Here is a 13,536-nt window from a genome sequence, read left to right as displayed (position 1 = left end):
ATGCTCAACAAGCTGATTCACTGGTCGCTTGCAAACCGGGCGGTCATCATTGGAGTCTCGCTCATCCTTATGGTGATGGGCATACGCACGGCCACTGAGCTGCCTGTGGAGGTGCTGCCGGATCTAACAAAGCCAACGGTCATCATACTCACGGAAGCCCCTGGCCTTGCGCCGGAGGAGGTGGAAATGCGTGTTACACAGCCGATGGAGAGCGCGCTCATGGGTGTGGCGGGGCTCACTCGCCTGCGCTCAAACTCTGACGTGTCGCTCTCGCTTGTCTATGCCGAGTTCGGCTGGGACACTGACATTTACAAAGCCCGCATGCTCGTGCAGGAGCGACTGCAGAGCGTGCGAGGTCAGTTGCCCTCAGGCGTGCAGCCCTTCATGACACCAGTGGCCTCTCTGATGGGAGAAATTTTGCTTGTCGGTGTACGCTCAACGACCAAGGAGGGCGAACCCGGCCATATCCCGCCGCGTGAAGTGCGTTCACTGACGGACTGGACCATCAAACGGCGTCTGCAAAGCATCTCCGGCATCGCCGAAATCCTCAACATGGGCGGCGGTGTGAAGCAAATTGAGATCCAGCCTGATCCTTACAAGATGCAGGCCAACGGCGTCAGCTATGATGAGCTGGAGCGTGCCGCCACCGAATCGGCCAACACGACGACGGGCGGCTTTCTCAATACAGGTTCCACCGAAATCATGGTGCGCAATCTGGCGATGACTGTGGAGTTGAATGACATCGCTCGCACGATCATCAAGAAAATTAACGACCGCCCAATCGCCATAGGGGATGTGGCAAACGTCGTCTGGGGCATCGAGCCCATGCGAGGTGATGCCACCGTCAGCCAGGCACCGGAAAAATCACCTACTTACGGCGTCATCATGTCCATCACCAAGGCTCCCGGTTTCGACACCCGAAAGCTCACAGAGCAAATCAAGGCAGCTCTTGAAGAACTTCAAAGCACTTTTCCCAAAGGCGTTGAAACCACACTGCTGTTCCAGCAGAAGGATTTCATTGATCACGCCATCGGCAACCTTGCCGATGCCATTCGCGACGGAGCCATCATGGTCACCATCGTGCTGTTCTTGTTTCTGCTGAACTTCCGCACCACCTTCATCACGCTGATGGCGATGCCGCTGTCCTTTGGCATCACTCTGCTTGTCTTCAAATGGTTTGGCATCAGCGTAAACTCCATGACACTCGGCGGTCTCGCCGTCGCCATCGGCATGGTGGTGGATGATGCTATTGTGGATGTGGAGAACGTCTTCCGGCGGCTGAGGGAAAATGCCGCTCTGCCAAATCCGCACCCACGATTGAAGGTGATCGCCAAGGCCTCTGGGGAAGTGCGAAATTCCATCCTTTACGCCACCATCCTTATCATTCTTGTCTTTCTGCCGTTGCTCGGCTTGACGGGTGTGGAGGGCAAACTGTTCGCTCCTATTGCCATCGCCACTATCATTTCGATGATCGCCTCTTTCATCGTTTCACTCACTGCAATCCCGGTGCTGTGCTCGATGCTGCTAAATCCTGCCGCAGGTCACGAGCACAAGGACGGCTTCATCACCCGCAACATGAAGTGGCTGCTGGAGCACACACTGTTGCGCTTCGCCCTCAATCAGCCCCTTGTCGTCCTCACCATCGCAATAGTGCTTCTGATCGGCTCATTCTCGCTGTATCCAAAAATGAACAAGGATTTCCTGCCCAAGTTTCAGGAGGAGACAGCGCTCGTAGCCGCCACCACCGCGCCTGGCACCTCGCTGGAGGAGATGAACAAAATCTCCGATGTCATCGAGCAGCAGATCCTAACCGTGCCGGAAGTTCGCAAGGTGGGCCGCCGTCTGGGCCGTGCAGAACGTGGAGATCACGTCGTTCCCGTATCCACTGCCGAGTTTGATGTGGATTTCCGCGAGATCGAAAATGAGAACCAAACCAAAGGTCGCAATCGCAAGGAGATTCTTGAAGACATCAATAAGAAAATCAAAAGCGTGCCAGGTGTCTTTGCTGTCGTGGGCGGCCCGCTAGCCGACCGCATTGGCCACATGATGAGCGGCGTCTCCGCGCCCGTGGCAGTCAAGATTTTCGGTCCAGATCTCGACAGACTGCGCCAGCTCGGCATCGAAATTCAGACCATCGCCAAATCCATCCCTGGATTCCAAGACTGCAAGCTCGACCAGACCTCCTCCATCCCGCAGCTCCGGATCGAAGCGGATCGTGACCGCGCCAAAGCGTATGGAATCGCGCCTGGCAAACTGAATGACCAGCTCTCCAGCCTCATCGGGGGCAAAACCGTTGCTGAACTGCGCGAAGGGCAGCGGCGTGTAAATCTGGTCATGCGGTTACCGGTTGAATGGCGTGATTCACCGGACAAAATTGCTGAGCTGCCTATCGAGATGCAGGATGATGGCGATGGTCGGCATGTTCAGCGCATCCCCTTGTCACTGGTTGCCGATGTACGTGAGGCCAAAGGACCGAACGTCATCTTCCGAGAGAACAGCCAGCGCCGCTTCGCCCTCGCCATCAAGCCCACCGTGCGAGATGTATCGAACCTCGTCGTGAGGCTGCGGGAGGAAGTCACCGCCAAGGTGAAGCTGCCCGAAGGCTACTTCATCACGTTTGAGGGTGAGTTCCAGGCACAGCAGGAAGCTACACAACGCATTGCAGTTTTCTCCTCCGTAGTCTTTGTGGCTGTGTTCCTCATGCTATACGGCTATTTCCGCAGTGCTTCGCTTGCGTTGCAGGTGCTGGTGAACATCCCGCTGGCGCTCATGGGAGGTCTTGTCTTCACCTACTTTAAGTTAAACAACATCAGCATAGCGACGCTCGTTGGGTTTATTGCTGTTGGCGGTGTAGCGGCACGTAACGGCATCATGATGATCTCGCATTACCTGCATCTCATGACACATGAGGGCGAAGGTTTCACCCGCAAAATGGTCGTACGCGGCACGCTGGAGCGGTTGGTGCCTGTGCTGATGACGGCCCTCTCCGCTGGCATCGGCCTTATACCTCTCGTCCTCGCGGCGGATCAGCCGGGCAAAGAGATTCTTCACCCGGTGGCCGTTGTCATCGTCGGAGGACTCATCTCTTCAACCTTTCTCGATATGGCGATCACGCCCGCAATGTTTTGGCTGATCGGCCGCAAAGCCGCCGCCAAGGCCATCGAGAACGAAGCCCCAGCATCTCACTAATTTCCAACGCGACGGAGCTCCAAGCTTTCGACGCGAAGGCAAAACCAAACCAGAATACCAACATACCATGAAAAAGCTGCTCACCACCACCCTGCTCATTCTCTCTCTGGCTTTCACCGCCAGCGCCGCCGACAAAGACAAACACGATCACGAAACCAAGGCTGGCCCAACTGGCGGCAGGCTCATCACAGAAGTCGAACCCCATGTCGAGTTCTTCGTGAACAAAGACAAAAAGGTCGAAATCCGCTTCATTGATGACGCCATGAAGGTTGTGGCCCCTGGCACTCAGGTCATCAGCGTCACCCTTGGCGACCGCTCAGCTCCCACGAAACTGAACTTCACCAAAGATGGCGAAAAGCTGATCTCTGACAAAGCCGTCCCTGAAGGCAACGACCTCCCCACCGTGGTGCAAATTCGCGAGAAAGAAGGTGCCAAGGCCATCAATGAAAAGTTCAACCTTAACCTCAACGACTGCCCCACCTGCAAGAACAAGGAATACGCCTGCACCTGTGCGCACGGCGACGAGGAGAAAAAGAAATAACAGCACGACCGCAATCCGCAGTGCCGCTCACCATTGGGGCGGCGCTGCTAGATGCATTCGCCACCCCATGAACACATTCATCAAAATGGGCCTTCTGGTCTCTGTCGTTCTTTGCGGGGTGCCTGTCAACGCCGGGGTCGTGCCTCCGCGCGGCACCAGTATGACTGGCGTAATACAAAGCGTCGATCATGCCACCCGGTGGATCGTCTTCGCGCAGAATGGCGGCCCAGTGCGCAGATTTGTTTACAGTCAGTGGGCCAAGTTCTGGCATGATGCCATAGAGGCTTCTCCAGCCCGTTTGAAGCCTGGCATGAAAATCCGGGTCGATCTCCATAACCCGTTTTTCGGCCCCGATTTCGTCATGCGGATAGAACTGCTGGAGCCAACAAAAGGCGCAGGCGGCAAAAACCCGAAATGAGAGCAGAACACCATGCCGCATGAACCACCATCCTCACTCACATCGCTGGCGAAAGCGGCGCTTTACTTGTCGTTTGCCACGCTGGTCATCTTCTACTCCGGCGTACTGACCGGAGTCCTCACTCCACACCAACCAGGGGCGGCCATGGGCGATCTGATCGCGTTCATCCTATGCCGCATCCTCAGTCCGGTGCTCGCCTTCAGTGCATGGCTGGTGGGCTTTGTCGCCGTGCTGCGGCACCCCGGTGGCCCCACCTGGAGCGCCGTCACCGTCATGGTGCTCATCCTAATTTTTATACTGCTCTTATGTTACAGCGCCTTGCTTGGCTCCGCCGCTTTTCATCCAACCCATTGAACCATAAACAATCAAAGCAACAGCCCTATTAATTATGAACACCGAGAACCACGACGAATCCCAATCGAAATCCTGCTCTTCCTGCGAGCACAGACACGATGAGACCTCCCTGCCGCGCAACGCACTGGTCATCACCTCCGGCACCTTGCTCACATGCGGTCTGCTGCTGCAGTGGTTCAAGCTCGGGCCACCAATGCTGCAAACCATCAGTTTTGCTCTCGCCACCTTGGCGGGAGGATTGCTCGTAGTTCCTGCGGCATTCGGAGCACTGCGGAAGCTGCGTCTGGACATGAATGTGCTCATGACCGTGGCCGTAACGGGTGCGTGGCTCGTTGGTGAAGGTGCTGAAGGTGCCGCTGTGGTATTTCTCTTTGCCCTGTCGGAACTGCTGGAATCCTGGAGTGTCGGCAGAGCCAGGAGAGCCGTGGCCTCGCTGCTCAAGCTCACACCAGAAACAGCCTTGGCGCGAGATGCGACGGGTGCTTTTAAAGAAACACCTGTAGCGGAAGTAACCGTGGGCACAGCAATCAGTGTGCGCAGTGGCAGCCGTGTTCCCCTGGATGGCAAGGTCATCACAGGCGATTCCGCTGTGAATCAAGCCCCCATCACCGGTGAGTCTGTGCCAGTGGAAAAAAAGCCGGGTGATCCGGTGTTCGCAGGCACCATCAATGGCGAAGGATCACTGCTTGTTGAAGTCACCAAAGCCGCAAGTGACTCCACGCTCGCCCGCATTATCAAACTTGTTGAAGAGGCTGAAGAGCAGAAGGCTCCCACACAACGCTTCGTGGACAAGTTTGCCCAGATCTATACGCCTACGGTGTTTGTCGTCGCGGTGCTCGTGGCGCTGCTACCCCCGTTGCTCACAGCGGGTGCGTGGTCAGAATGGGCGTATCGTTCGCTCGTGCTACTCGTCATCGCCTGTCCGTGTGCTCTGGTCATTGCCACGCCTGTTTCGATTGTTTCCGGCCTTACGGCCCTGGCCAGACGCGGCGTGCTGATCAAAGGCGGAGCCTATCTGGAGGCCGTTGGTAAGTTGCGTGTACTTGCTGTGGATAAGACTGGCACCATCACTCAGGGCAAACCACAGGTGACCAGCGTCATCCCTTTCGGTGATCTGTATGAAGATGAGGTGCTGCGTCTGGCCGCTGCGATTGACGCCCATTCTGAGCATCCGCTGGCCAAAGCGGTGGTGGCCGCCGCACAGAGCAAAAGCATTTCCTGGAGCGAGGCATCACAGTATCAATCCGTCACGGGACGTGGAGCCATCGCCGTCATCGACGGCCATCCGCACTTCATCGGCAATCACAAGATGGCGCACGAAATGGGTGTGTGCAGTCCTGAGATTGAAGCAAAGCTTGCCGAGATCGAAGGACGCGGTGAATCGCTTGCCATCCTCGGCCACAAACCACATGACGGCTGTGCCGGTGCCGTGCTCGGCATCCTCAGCATTGGCGACACCATGCGCCCGGAAGTTTCCAGCGCTCTTGCGCTGCTGCACGAGTCAGGCATTGAAAAAGTCGTCATGCTCAGCGGCGACAACCAGCGCACTGTCGATGCCATTGCCAGGCAAGCAGGCATTGACGAAGCCTATGGCGATCTCATGCCAGAGCAAAAAATCGAACACATCCGTCGCCTCTTGACAGAGCGTCATTATGTCGGTATGATCGGTGATGGAGTAAATGACGCCCCGGCGCTCGCTCTCGCAAGTGTTGGCATAGCCATGGGTGCCATCGGTAGCGACACAGCAATCGAGACCGCTGACATGGCGTTGATGAAAGACGATCTCACACGCGCAGCCGAAGCCATCGTTCTGGGCCGCCGCACTTTGCGAATCATTCAGTTCAACGTTGCCTTTGCCCTCGTTATCAAAGCTGTCTTCCTCGTCCTCGCATTCGCCGGTCATGCCAGCCTGTGGCTCGCAATTCTCGCCGATACCGGAGCAACGTTGCTCGTCATCATGAATGCACTTCGCTTGCTGAGTGGGGGCTACAAACTTTAAATGATGTAATTCATGAGCAAGCACTCCCGTCTTAAGCGGACCGCGCCTCCCTCCGCCAAGATCTCGCGTTCCGATGAAATCAAAGCCATTGGCTTTCTGCTCCTGTTCTTCGTTGTACTAACGCTGTTTTGGTATTTCCATTCCGTTCATCAACAGGAAGCCTCTGTATCCAAGACCATCGAGGAATGGAAGACCCTCTATCACATCACCGACAGCCAGGCGGAGCGCATCAAACAGATCGAACTAGACTTCCATGGCAATGGCAGCCCGTTCGCCATTAAAAGCAATCGAACGAGTGAAGAAAAACGCCGTCATCATGAAGAGATCAGCAGCCAGATGTCCCCCGAGTATGGTGCGCGTTTCATGCGGGTGATGGAGGAAAGCACAGGCAGGCATTATTAAGTCTTTGCACAATGCTCTGGACACCAGAGGTGTTCTTGCCCGCCATACCGACGATAAGCGTGGGGAATCAGAGCGACAGTGGGTGACGAGCACCCAGCCACCGGGTCAAGAATCGTTACTCCTGCTTTGCTATGATAAAAAACCAGCCTGTGATGCAGGCTGGTTCTTCACGCAAACAAGGCTGGAGGCCGTGCTACTTGTTGCACTTCTCGCAGACCTTGCCGTCTTTTTCGGCCTTCACGCAGCAGGGATGCTCGCACTTGCCGCCAGCTTTCTGGGCTTTGTCACAGCAGCCGCCTTCTTTGTACTTTTTCTCCACAGGAGCGCCAATGACAAGAGCACAGCTCATGGCAAATAGACTGAGGATGTAGGATAGTTTCATATCGATTGTGGTTATTGGGTTGGAATGAGGAAGCCATGGGCCTCCTCATCAGTATGTTAAACGTAGCAGGGGGAGGTGTCTGTCGTCTAAATCGGTGGTTTTGACTGAGGTCAACCGCTGATAACGGCACTGCCGGGGTATTCAGACAGCCAGTTTTTTTCAAAATCACAGAGGGGTTAGCTCATTGGCGGAGTTGCACTAAATGAATGCACCACACAGCGTCCAACCAAACGAAATCAAACCACTCAACCCTGAACCAATCATGAAAACAAAACTCACCCTTCTCGCCGCCACGCTTATCGTTGGCTTCAGTGCCAGCAATGCTTCAGCCAGCCCACCGAACTGGGACTTTTATGCCACGAAAGTGACTCCTGCTGTCCAGGCTGCTCATGCGGCACGCAGCCCCGGCCTCAAAGCCTGCTTTGAGACCCGCGCGAATGTCACCACGGGCCCGAACAAAGGCGGCGCTCAAGCGATTCCCAGCACCGTCTGCAATACCAGGTGCGACATGCCGCATGCGGGCAAAGCCTGCTCCGCCAACGCGCTCAAGCATTGCGCCACCAAGGACTGACCGCCCTGAAAACCCGCCAGGCTTCGGATGACCTGGCGGGTTGAGTTCGGCAGATCATCCGCCACCTTCCCACCATCATGAACGACAATGAACTCCATTCTCTGATCCGCCAGTCCCAGCCCAAGCTGGAACTGCCCTCCTCCTTCAACCGTGAAGTCTGGACGCGCATTGCCGTGGCAGGCAAGGAGTCCTGGAGCAACAGGTGGCATGAGATCGCGGATGCGTTGCTTCTCTGGATCGCCAAGCCCGCCCCTGCACTGGCCCTGTTTACTGTCATGCTCATGGCTGGCGCAGGTCTTGGCGGTCTTAACGTGAAAGAGAGCAGCGCATCCGCCCAACGCACGGCCTACCTCGCCTCCATCAATCCGCTGCATCCAGCACATCTCTCCTCCCAGGAATGAAACGCGGACTCATCATTCTCATTCTCGCGGTGACAGTCAGCGCGGCTGCTTTTGTCATCACGCGCAACCAGTGCCAGTGCACCATGAAGCAGAATGCCACGATGCACGATGGCGACACCATGCTGCCTGAATTGGAATGGCTGCACCATGAGTTGAATCTTGACGATGCGCAGTTTTTGAAAGTGAAATCCCTTCATCTCGCCTACCGGCCCACCTGCGAGGCCCTGTGCATGAAAGTGATGGCCTCGCAAAAAAAACTCGGAAGTCTTGCCTCGCAGGGAAACATCGTAATGCCTGAACTCGAAGCCGCGCTTCAAGAGCAGGCCGCCGTGCGAGTCGAATGTCAGAAGGCGATGCTCAAGCATCTGAAAGAAACCGCTGCTGTCATGTCGCCAGAGCAGGCGCGGCAATATCTCGACACCATGCTGCCTCAGGTGATCGGAACCGAAGCTGAGCACCTGTCCAACGGACACTAACCGCTTCAACCGTTCATGCCTGCTTCCACCGATGACGACATCTCGCTCATGCAGCAGCTCACCACTGGCAACGACCTTGCCCTGAACGAACTCATGACCCGCTGGCGTGAACGTGTCGCCGCCTTTCTTCTGCGCATGGTCGGTGATCATGCGACGGCGATGGATCTCACCCAGGAAACATTTGTGCGGCTCTACACCAGCCGTCACAGTTACCGGCCCACGGCCGCTTTTTCGACCTACCTCTTTCACATCGCGGCCAATCTCGCCCGCAGCCACGCCCGCTGGAAAGGCAGGCATCCCACTATGCCGCTCACAAACGAAGAAGGCACGCTGATCCATGACCCCGTGGATTCGCAGCTTTCCCCTGATGCCGCCGCAGCTCTACGAGAAAAGACTGCGCTCGTGAAGAATGCCGTCGCTGCATTGCCTGCCGATCTGCGTGAGGCACTGCTGCTCTTTGCTGTCGAAGACATGAGCCACGCAGAAGTTGCAGCCTCTCTCGGCTGCTCGGTCAAAGCCGTCGAAGTCCGTATCTACAAAGCACGGCAGATGCTCAAAGAAACAGTCGGGAAGCAAGCCCGGTAAGCTGATCTTGCGCTGACCGCTGCTTCTTTTTCGGTCTTGGAGGGATTGGCGGCGTTCCGGAGTTATGTCTGTGTGAGCACACACCGCTCCATTCAAAGACAAACCAAACGACACAGACCATGAAAACGAAACTCATCCGTTCCACCCTCCTTGGCCTCGCGGCCCTCGGCACACTCGCCCTCGCCTCCTGCCAGGCTCCTGCCAGGCTCCTGCCAGTACGCACACGCCCACCAGCGCGGTCACTTGCAGCAAATGCCACACCATTCACTTCAATGCGCCCGCCACTGGCGGAGTCGGGGCCGCTGGAGCAAAAGGCGGATTCGTCACACTGCGCCATGCCGACAGCATGTCCTGCCCGGATTGTGAAAACCAGGTCATCGCCATGCTGAAGACGGGCAGCCTTACCCAGCACGTCTGCAAGACCTGCGGAGGCACCCTGTATCACTGCACGCAGCACTAAGCATTGTCGGGTTTTCGGGCCACCTGTGGTTTAGCCGCAGGTGGCCTTCCTGTAGCGTACGCCATTACATTTCAACAGCGGTTTCCAATGCAAAAAATTTGGAGGGATTTGAAGCCCGACGGAGTTGCACCTTCAACTGCTTCCATTGAAGCGGCATATCATCCAAACAAAGAAAGACTGACACACCTCCATGAAACTCACCCTCGCGCTCCTCTCCAGCCTCCTTCTCGGCGCTGGCATCGCTTCAGCCATTGAAGGCGTCCCCGCCACCTATCCGCTCAAAAAGTGCCCCGTCTCAAACGAAGATCTGGGCGGAATGGGCAAACCCGTCAAAGTCACACACGAAGGCACCGATGTGTATCTGTGCTGCAAATCGTGTCTCAAGGATTTCAATAAAGATCCCGCCAAGTTTGCCGCTCAAGTAAAGGCGGCTAAGAAGCAATAACCTCTTCCTTACAAAAGCAACAAACACCAACGTTGTATGAAGAAAACTATCCTCACCATCATTGCGATCAGCGTCACGACCTTCGCTCTCGGCAGTTGCGCCGCCAAAGTCACGCGGACCGGACAAAAACACTGTGCGAGCTGCGAGCGGCACTGATCGTTCGTTTGAAGCGCGAGGCTGGCCGGCTGTTATGCCGGCCAGCCTCTCTTTTGTTTGTCTTTTCCACGAGAGTGGCCCGCACCATCACACGCCTCCAATTATGAAATCCGTCCTTTGTTTCTGGCTGATCCTCACGGCAGCCATTCACGCGCAAGTGCAGATCGAATCGCTCCCGGAACCGGGCACCCAGCCGCAGGTCGCCATTACTCCCACGGGTGTCGTTCATCTGATTTATCTTCTGGGCGACCCCAAGGGGTGCGACATCCGCCATACCACACGCCGAGTGGAAGGTGGTGAATGGACTGTTCCTGTCACCGTGAATAGCGAACCGCGCTCAGCCATCGCCGCAGGCACCATTCGTGGCGCACAAATCGCGCTTGGGAAGGACGGCAGCGTGCAGGTCATCTGGAATGGCAGCACCGGGGGAAAAAAGGAGATGCTGATGCGTGCTCCGCTACTATATGCCAGCCTCCACGCCGGTGAGAAGTCTTTTAGACCGCAGCAAAACCTGATGGGTGATACCACTACACTCGATGGAGGAGCATCCATCGCGGCCAATGGCAAGGGACATGTCTGCGTCGTCTGGCACGCCGCACATGCGAATGAAACTGGAGAGGGTTCACGCCTGGTCTGGGTGCGGTATTCCGCCGATGACGGCGGTACATTCTCAGCGCCCATCGCACTGAATGACAAAATGCCCGGTGTCTGTGCCTGTTGTTCCCTGCGTGCGCATCTTGCCAGCGATGACACGCTGAGCGTGCTCTATCGCGCCGCAACCACGCCGAATGCACGAGGCATGATTCTGATCACGAGCAAAGCCGGACGCAACACCTTCAACAAACTCGACGACTGGCGCATTGCCGCCTGTCCAATGAGCAGCGCCAGCCTTATGTTCAGTGGGCAGTCGTTACGTGCTGCATGGGAGAATGACGGTCAGATCGTCACTGGCATCATGGGGGCCGGTAACGCGCAGAAAATCGGACCCAAAAACGCCAAGCATCCCACTCTCACCCAGAGCACAAAAGGCCAGACGCTCATCACCAGCATCATTGGTTCCGGCTGGTCCAAGGCCGGTCGCTTGCACTGGGACATCCTGGATGCTCAGAGCCGTGTCATGGACTCCGGCGATGGAGAAAAGCTTCCCATGTGGAGCTACACCGCCGCCTACGCACGGTCTGACGGCAGCTTTGTCATCCTGCGCTGATTTACGTGTGTCGGATTCTACGGAAGACAAAAGATACCAAAGAGACGCAAATACCCCCATGCTGGACACTGCCCCCCATTCCAAGGCTCGTTTAGAGTCACTGACCGGGAAGCTCACGAAAAGTCAGTTGTTTCAAGATTATCAGAGTGCTTTTGAAAGCGCCACTGGGCTGCCCATGCATTTGCACGAGCCAGGGTCTGTGGCGGGAGGACTATCCGATCGACCGGGGGGAAATCCCTTTTGCCTTCTGATGGCAAAAAGTAATCAAGCCTGTGCCGCGTGCTTTGCCTTGCAGCAAAAAATTGAGCAGCAGGAGGGTATGGAGCCAAGGTCTCTGCATTGTTTTGCCGGCTTGTGTGAGAGCGCCGTGCCGGTGCGTGTGGGTGAAAAGGTCATCGCCTTTCTTCAAACGGGTCAAATCCTACTTCACCGGCCCGATGCGAAGCAGTTCAGCAAAGTCGCGCAGATCTTGATCGAAATGGGAACAGAGATCGACCTGAAGAAGGCCGAAGAAGCGTGGTTCGCCACCACCGTGCTCAAAGAGTCGCAGTATCAGTCGATGCTGCGGCTGCTGCACATTTTTGCTGGTCATTTGTCAGAGTGCGCCAATGCCCTGAGCTTGGAGGCGCAGTCGGCGGAGTCCGCTTCCGTCACCAAGGCGAAGGTCATCGTCCAGGTGAACTCCGATGATGAGATTTCGCTGGGGCGCGTTGCCAAGGCAGTAAATGTGAGCGCTGGCTACTTCAGCGAGCTGTTTCACAAAACCACGGGCCTGACGTTCACCGAGTATGTGGCACGCGTACGGGTGGAGAAGGTGAAAAGTCTGCTGGCGAACCCGCGTCTGCAAATCACCACCATCGCCTACGACACGGGGTTCAAATCGCTTTCGCAGTTCAACCGCGTTTTCAAACGCGTGTGTGGTGTCAGCCCACGTGATTATCGTCTGGGTCTGACAGGCATGGTCAATTCCTGATAATTTGCGTAACAATTCCGCGGTGATGCGGAGCTTGGGGATGCGGTGAATGGCTATTTTGCTGGCGATGCCACTGCCCACCATTCTCGTAACCCTCATTAGTTCGACTGGACTCCAGAAGACGTTCCTGATCGAGGCTCTTGATCTTGAATGTGATTGTGGCTGCATTCCCCAGCTTCCGGGCAGGCTGGCGTTGTGCCGCATTCTTGAACACAGTATGCCGCATCAAAATGGTCCGGCCGATGCCTGTCATCGTCAGCATGCCATGGTTCGGTTGGTTGCCGAACCAGCCGCGATCACGAAAGCGAAGACGTTTGTCTGCTCCCATCTGAACAAAAATCTTTCGCTAGGGGATGTCGCGAAAGCTGTGAACTTCAGCGCAGGCTATTTTAGCGAGATGTTCCGTCAGACCACGGGAATGACTTTCACCGGCTATGTGGCTAGTGTACGTGTCGAAAGAGTCAAAGCGCTGCTCTCGAATCCCGTGCTACGAATCACCGAAATTGCCTACGACACAGGTTTCAAATCGCTCTCGCAGTTCAACCGTGTGTTCAAGCGTTTGACCGGAGTCAGTCCTACCGGATATCGCGAAAAACTCAGTGCAAGCGGCAAATTCCGGAAAAATGCACATTAGTTCCGCTGTGATGCGGAGAATGTTTCAATGGTCCTGCTAATTTCTTCGCCAATGTCATCAGCCACTCTCAAAGTCACCGTTGTCGATGCCTCAGGCGTCCAGCAGATGTTCCATCCGGAGCGGCTTGACCTCGACTGCGGCTGCGGTTGCCTTGATATCCGGCCAGGCAGGCCCGCGTTTTGTCGCGGATTTGAGCATGGCGTGATGACGCTTGATGAAGGTGGGAAGATCATCACGCTCAAAGTCCTGCATGGCATGGCCTCATTGGCAGGGGATGTCATCCATGTTCTTTGCGAAGAGGCCAGCCCCCCCCCCTCAATAACCACCCCTTTCGCCTGCGGCG

16 protein-coding genes are annotated in these 13,536 nt (G+C 56.1%); 14 read left to right on the top strand and 2 right to left on the bottom strand.

Annotation, left to right across the window (positions count from 1 at the left end):
• The 6 genes from AC3RLQ_RS23995 to AC3RLQ_RS23970 all read left to right on the top strand — a co-directional run bounded on the left by AC3RLQ_RS23995 (position 1) and on the right by AC3RLQ_RS23970 (position 6,903).
• The gene (locus AC3RLQ_RS23995) at positions 1–3,189 is read left to right on the top strand and encodes an efflux RND transporter permease subunit (RefSeq protein WP_493031187.1); all 3,189 of its coding nucleotides are present in this window, start codon (positions 1–3) and stop codon (positions 3,187–3,189) included.
• A gap of 67 nt (positions 3,190–3,256) precedes the next feature.
• Positions 3,257–3,730 carry a hypothetical protein gene (locus tag AC3RLQ_RS23990; protein WP_493031186.1) on the top strand — a complete coding sequence of 158 codons (474 nt, stop codon included), beginning with the start codon at positions 3,257–3,259 and terminating at the stop codon, positions 3,728–3,730.
• 67 nt (positions 3,731–3,797) lie between these two features.
• Entirely contained in the window at positions 3,798–4,148 is a 351-nt protein-coding gene (locus tag AC3RLQ_RS23985; RefSeq protein WP_493031185.1) for a hypothetical protein, read from the top strand.
• Positions 4,149–4,160: 12 nt separating this feature from the next.
• Entirely contained in the window at positions 4,161–4,502 is a 342-nt protein-coding gene (locus AC3RLQ_RS23980; RefSeq protein ID WP_493031184.1) for a hypothetical protein, read from the top strand.
• A 34-nt stretch (positions 4,503–4,536) separates the two neighbouring features.
• A complete protein-coding gene (locus tag AC3RLQ_RS23975) occupies positions 4,537–6,501 on the top strand; it encodes a heavy metal translocating P-type ATPase (RefSeq protein ID WP_493031183.1) in 1,965 nt (654 codons plus the stop codon).
• Between the two features lie 12 nt (positions 6,502–6,513).
• Positions 6,514–6,903, top strand: coding sequence for a hypothetical protein (locus tag AC3RLQ_RS23970; protein WP_493031182.1), 390 nt, complete (start codon positions 6,514–6,516; stop codon positions 6,901–6,903).
• 193 nt (positions 6,904–7,096) lie between these two features.
• On the opposite strand, the gene AC3RLQ_RS23965 is transcribed toward AC3RLQ_RS23970, so the two are convergent.
• On the bottom strand, positions 7,097–7,285 hold the full coding sequence (locus AC3RLQ_RS23965; protein WP_493031181.1) for a hypothetical protein: 189 nt from the start codon (positions 7,283–7,285) through the stop codon (positions 7,097–7,099).
• Between the two features lie 262 nt (positions 7,286–7,547).
• On the opposite strand from AC3RLQ_RS23965, the gene AC3RLQ_RS23960 reads away from it, so the two are divergent.
• From AC3RLQ_RS23960 to AC3RLQ_RS23925, 8 genes are all read left to right on the top strand, one after another.
• Positions 7,548–7,856, top strand: coding sequence for a hypothetical protein (locus tag AC3RLQ_RS23960; RefSeq protein ID WP_493031180.1), 309 nt, complete (start codon positions 7,548–7,550; stop codon positions 7,854–7,856).
• A 77-nt stretch (positions 7,857–7,933) separates the two neighbouring features.
• On the top strand, positions 7,934–8,257 hold the full coding sequence (locus tag AC3RLQ_RS23955) for a hypothetical protein (RefSeq protein ID WP_493031179.1): 324 nt from the start codon (positions 7,934–7,936) through the stop codon (positions 8,255–8,257).
• Positions 8,254–8,733, top strand: a complete 480-nt coding sequence (locus AC3RLQ_RS23950; RefSeq protein ID WP_493031178.1) for a Spy/CpxP family protein refolding chaperone — start codon at positions 8,254–8,256, stop codon at positions 8,731–8,733. The genes AC3RLQ_RS23955 and AC3RLQ_RS23950 overlap by 4 nt, the downstream gene beginning before the upstream one ends.
• Before the next feature lie 15 nt (positions 8,734–8,748).
• Positions 8,749–9,318, top strand: coding sequence for an RNA polymerase sigma factor (locus AC3RLQ_RS23945; RefSeq protein ID WP_493031177.1), 570 nt, complete (start codon positions 8,749–8,751; stop codon positions 9,316–9,318).
• A gap of 650 nt (positions 9,319–9,968) precedes the next feature.
• The gene (locus AC3RLQ_RS23940) at positions 9,969–10,223 is read left to right on the top strand and encodes a hypothetical protein (RefSeq protein WP_493031176.1); all 255 of its coding nucleotides are present in this window, start codon (positions 9,969–9,971) and stop codon (positions 10,221–10,223) included.
• 259 nt (positions 10,224–10,482) lie between these two features.
• The gene (locus tag AC3RLQ_RS23935; RefSeq protein WP_493031175.1) at positions 10,483–11,586 is read left to right on the top strand and encodes a hypothetical protein; all 1,104 of its coding nucleotides are present in this window, start codon (positions 10,483–10,485) and stop codon (positions 11,584–11,586) included.
• Positions 11,480–12,559 (top strand): helix-turn-helix domain-containing protein, encoded by a 1,080-nt coding sequence (locus AC3RLQ_RS23930; protein WP_493038751.1) that lies wholly within the window; start codon positions 11,480–11,482, stop codon positions 12,557–12,559. The genes AC3RLQ_RS23935 and AC3RLQ_RS23930 overlap by 107 nt, the downstream gene beginning before the upstream one ends.
• 49 nt (positions 12,560–12,608) lie before the next feature.
• Positions 12,609–13,193 (top strand): helix-turn-helix domain-containing protein, encoded by a 585-nt coding sequence (locus AC3RLQ_RS23925; protein ID WP_493031174.1) that lies wholly within the window; start codon positions 12,609–12,611, stop codon positions 13,191–13,193.
• A 90-nt stretch (positions 13,194–13,283) separates the two neighbouring features.
• Here AC3RLQ_RS23925 and AC3RLQ_RS23920 read toward each other — a convergent pair whose 3' ends face one another.
• Positions 13,284–13,445 (bottom strand): hypothetical protein, encoded by a 162-nt coding sequence (locus tag AC3RLQ_RS23920; RefSeq protein WP_493031173.1) that lies wholly within the window; start codon positions 13,443–13,445, stop codon positions 13,284–13,286.
• Positions 13,446–13,536: the final 91 nt, after the last annotated feature.

Source organism: Prosthecobacter sp. GW821-HT29F12, from assembly GCF_058803405.1.
Note: the sequence above shows the minus strand (reverse complement) of the source record. Positions and strands in the feature narration are given on the sequence as shown.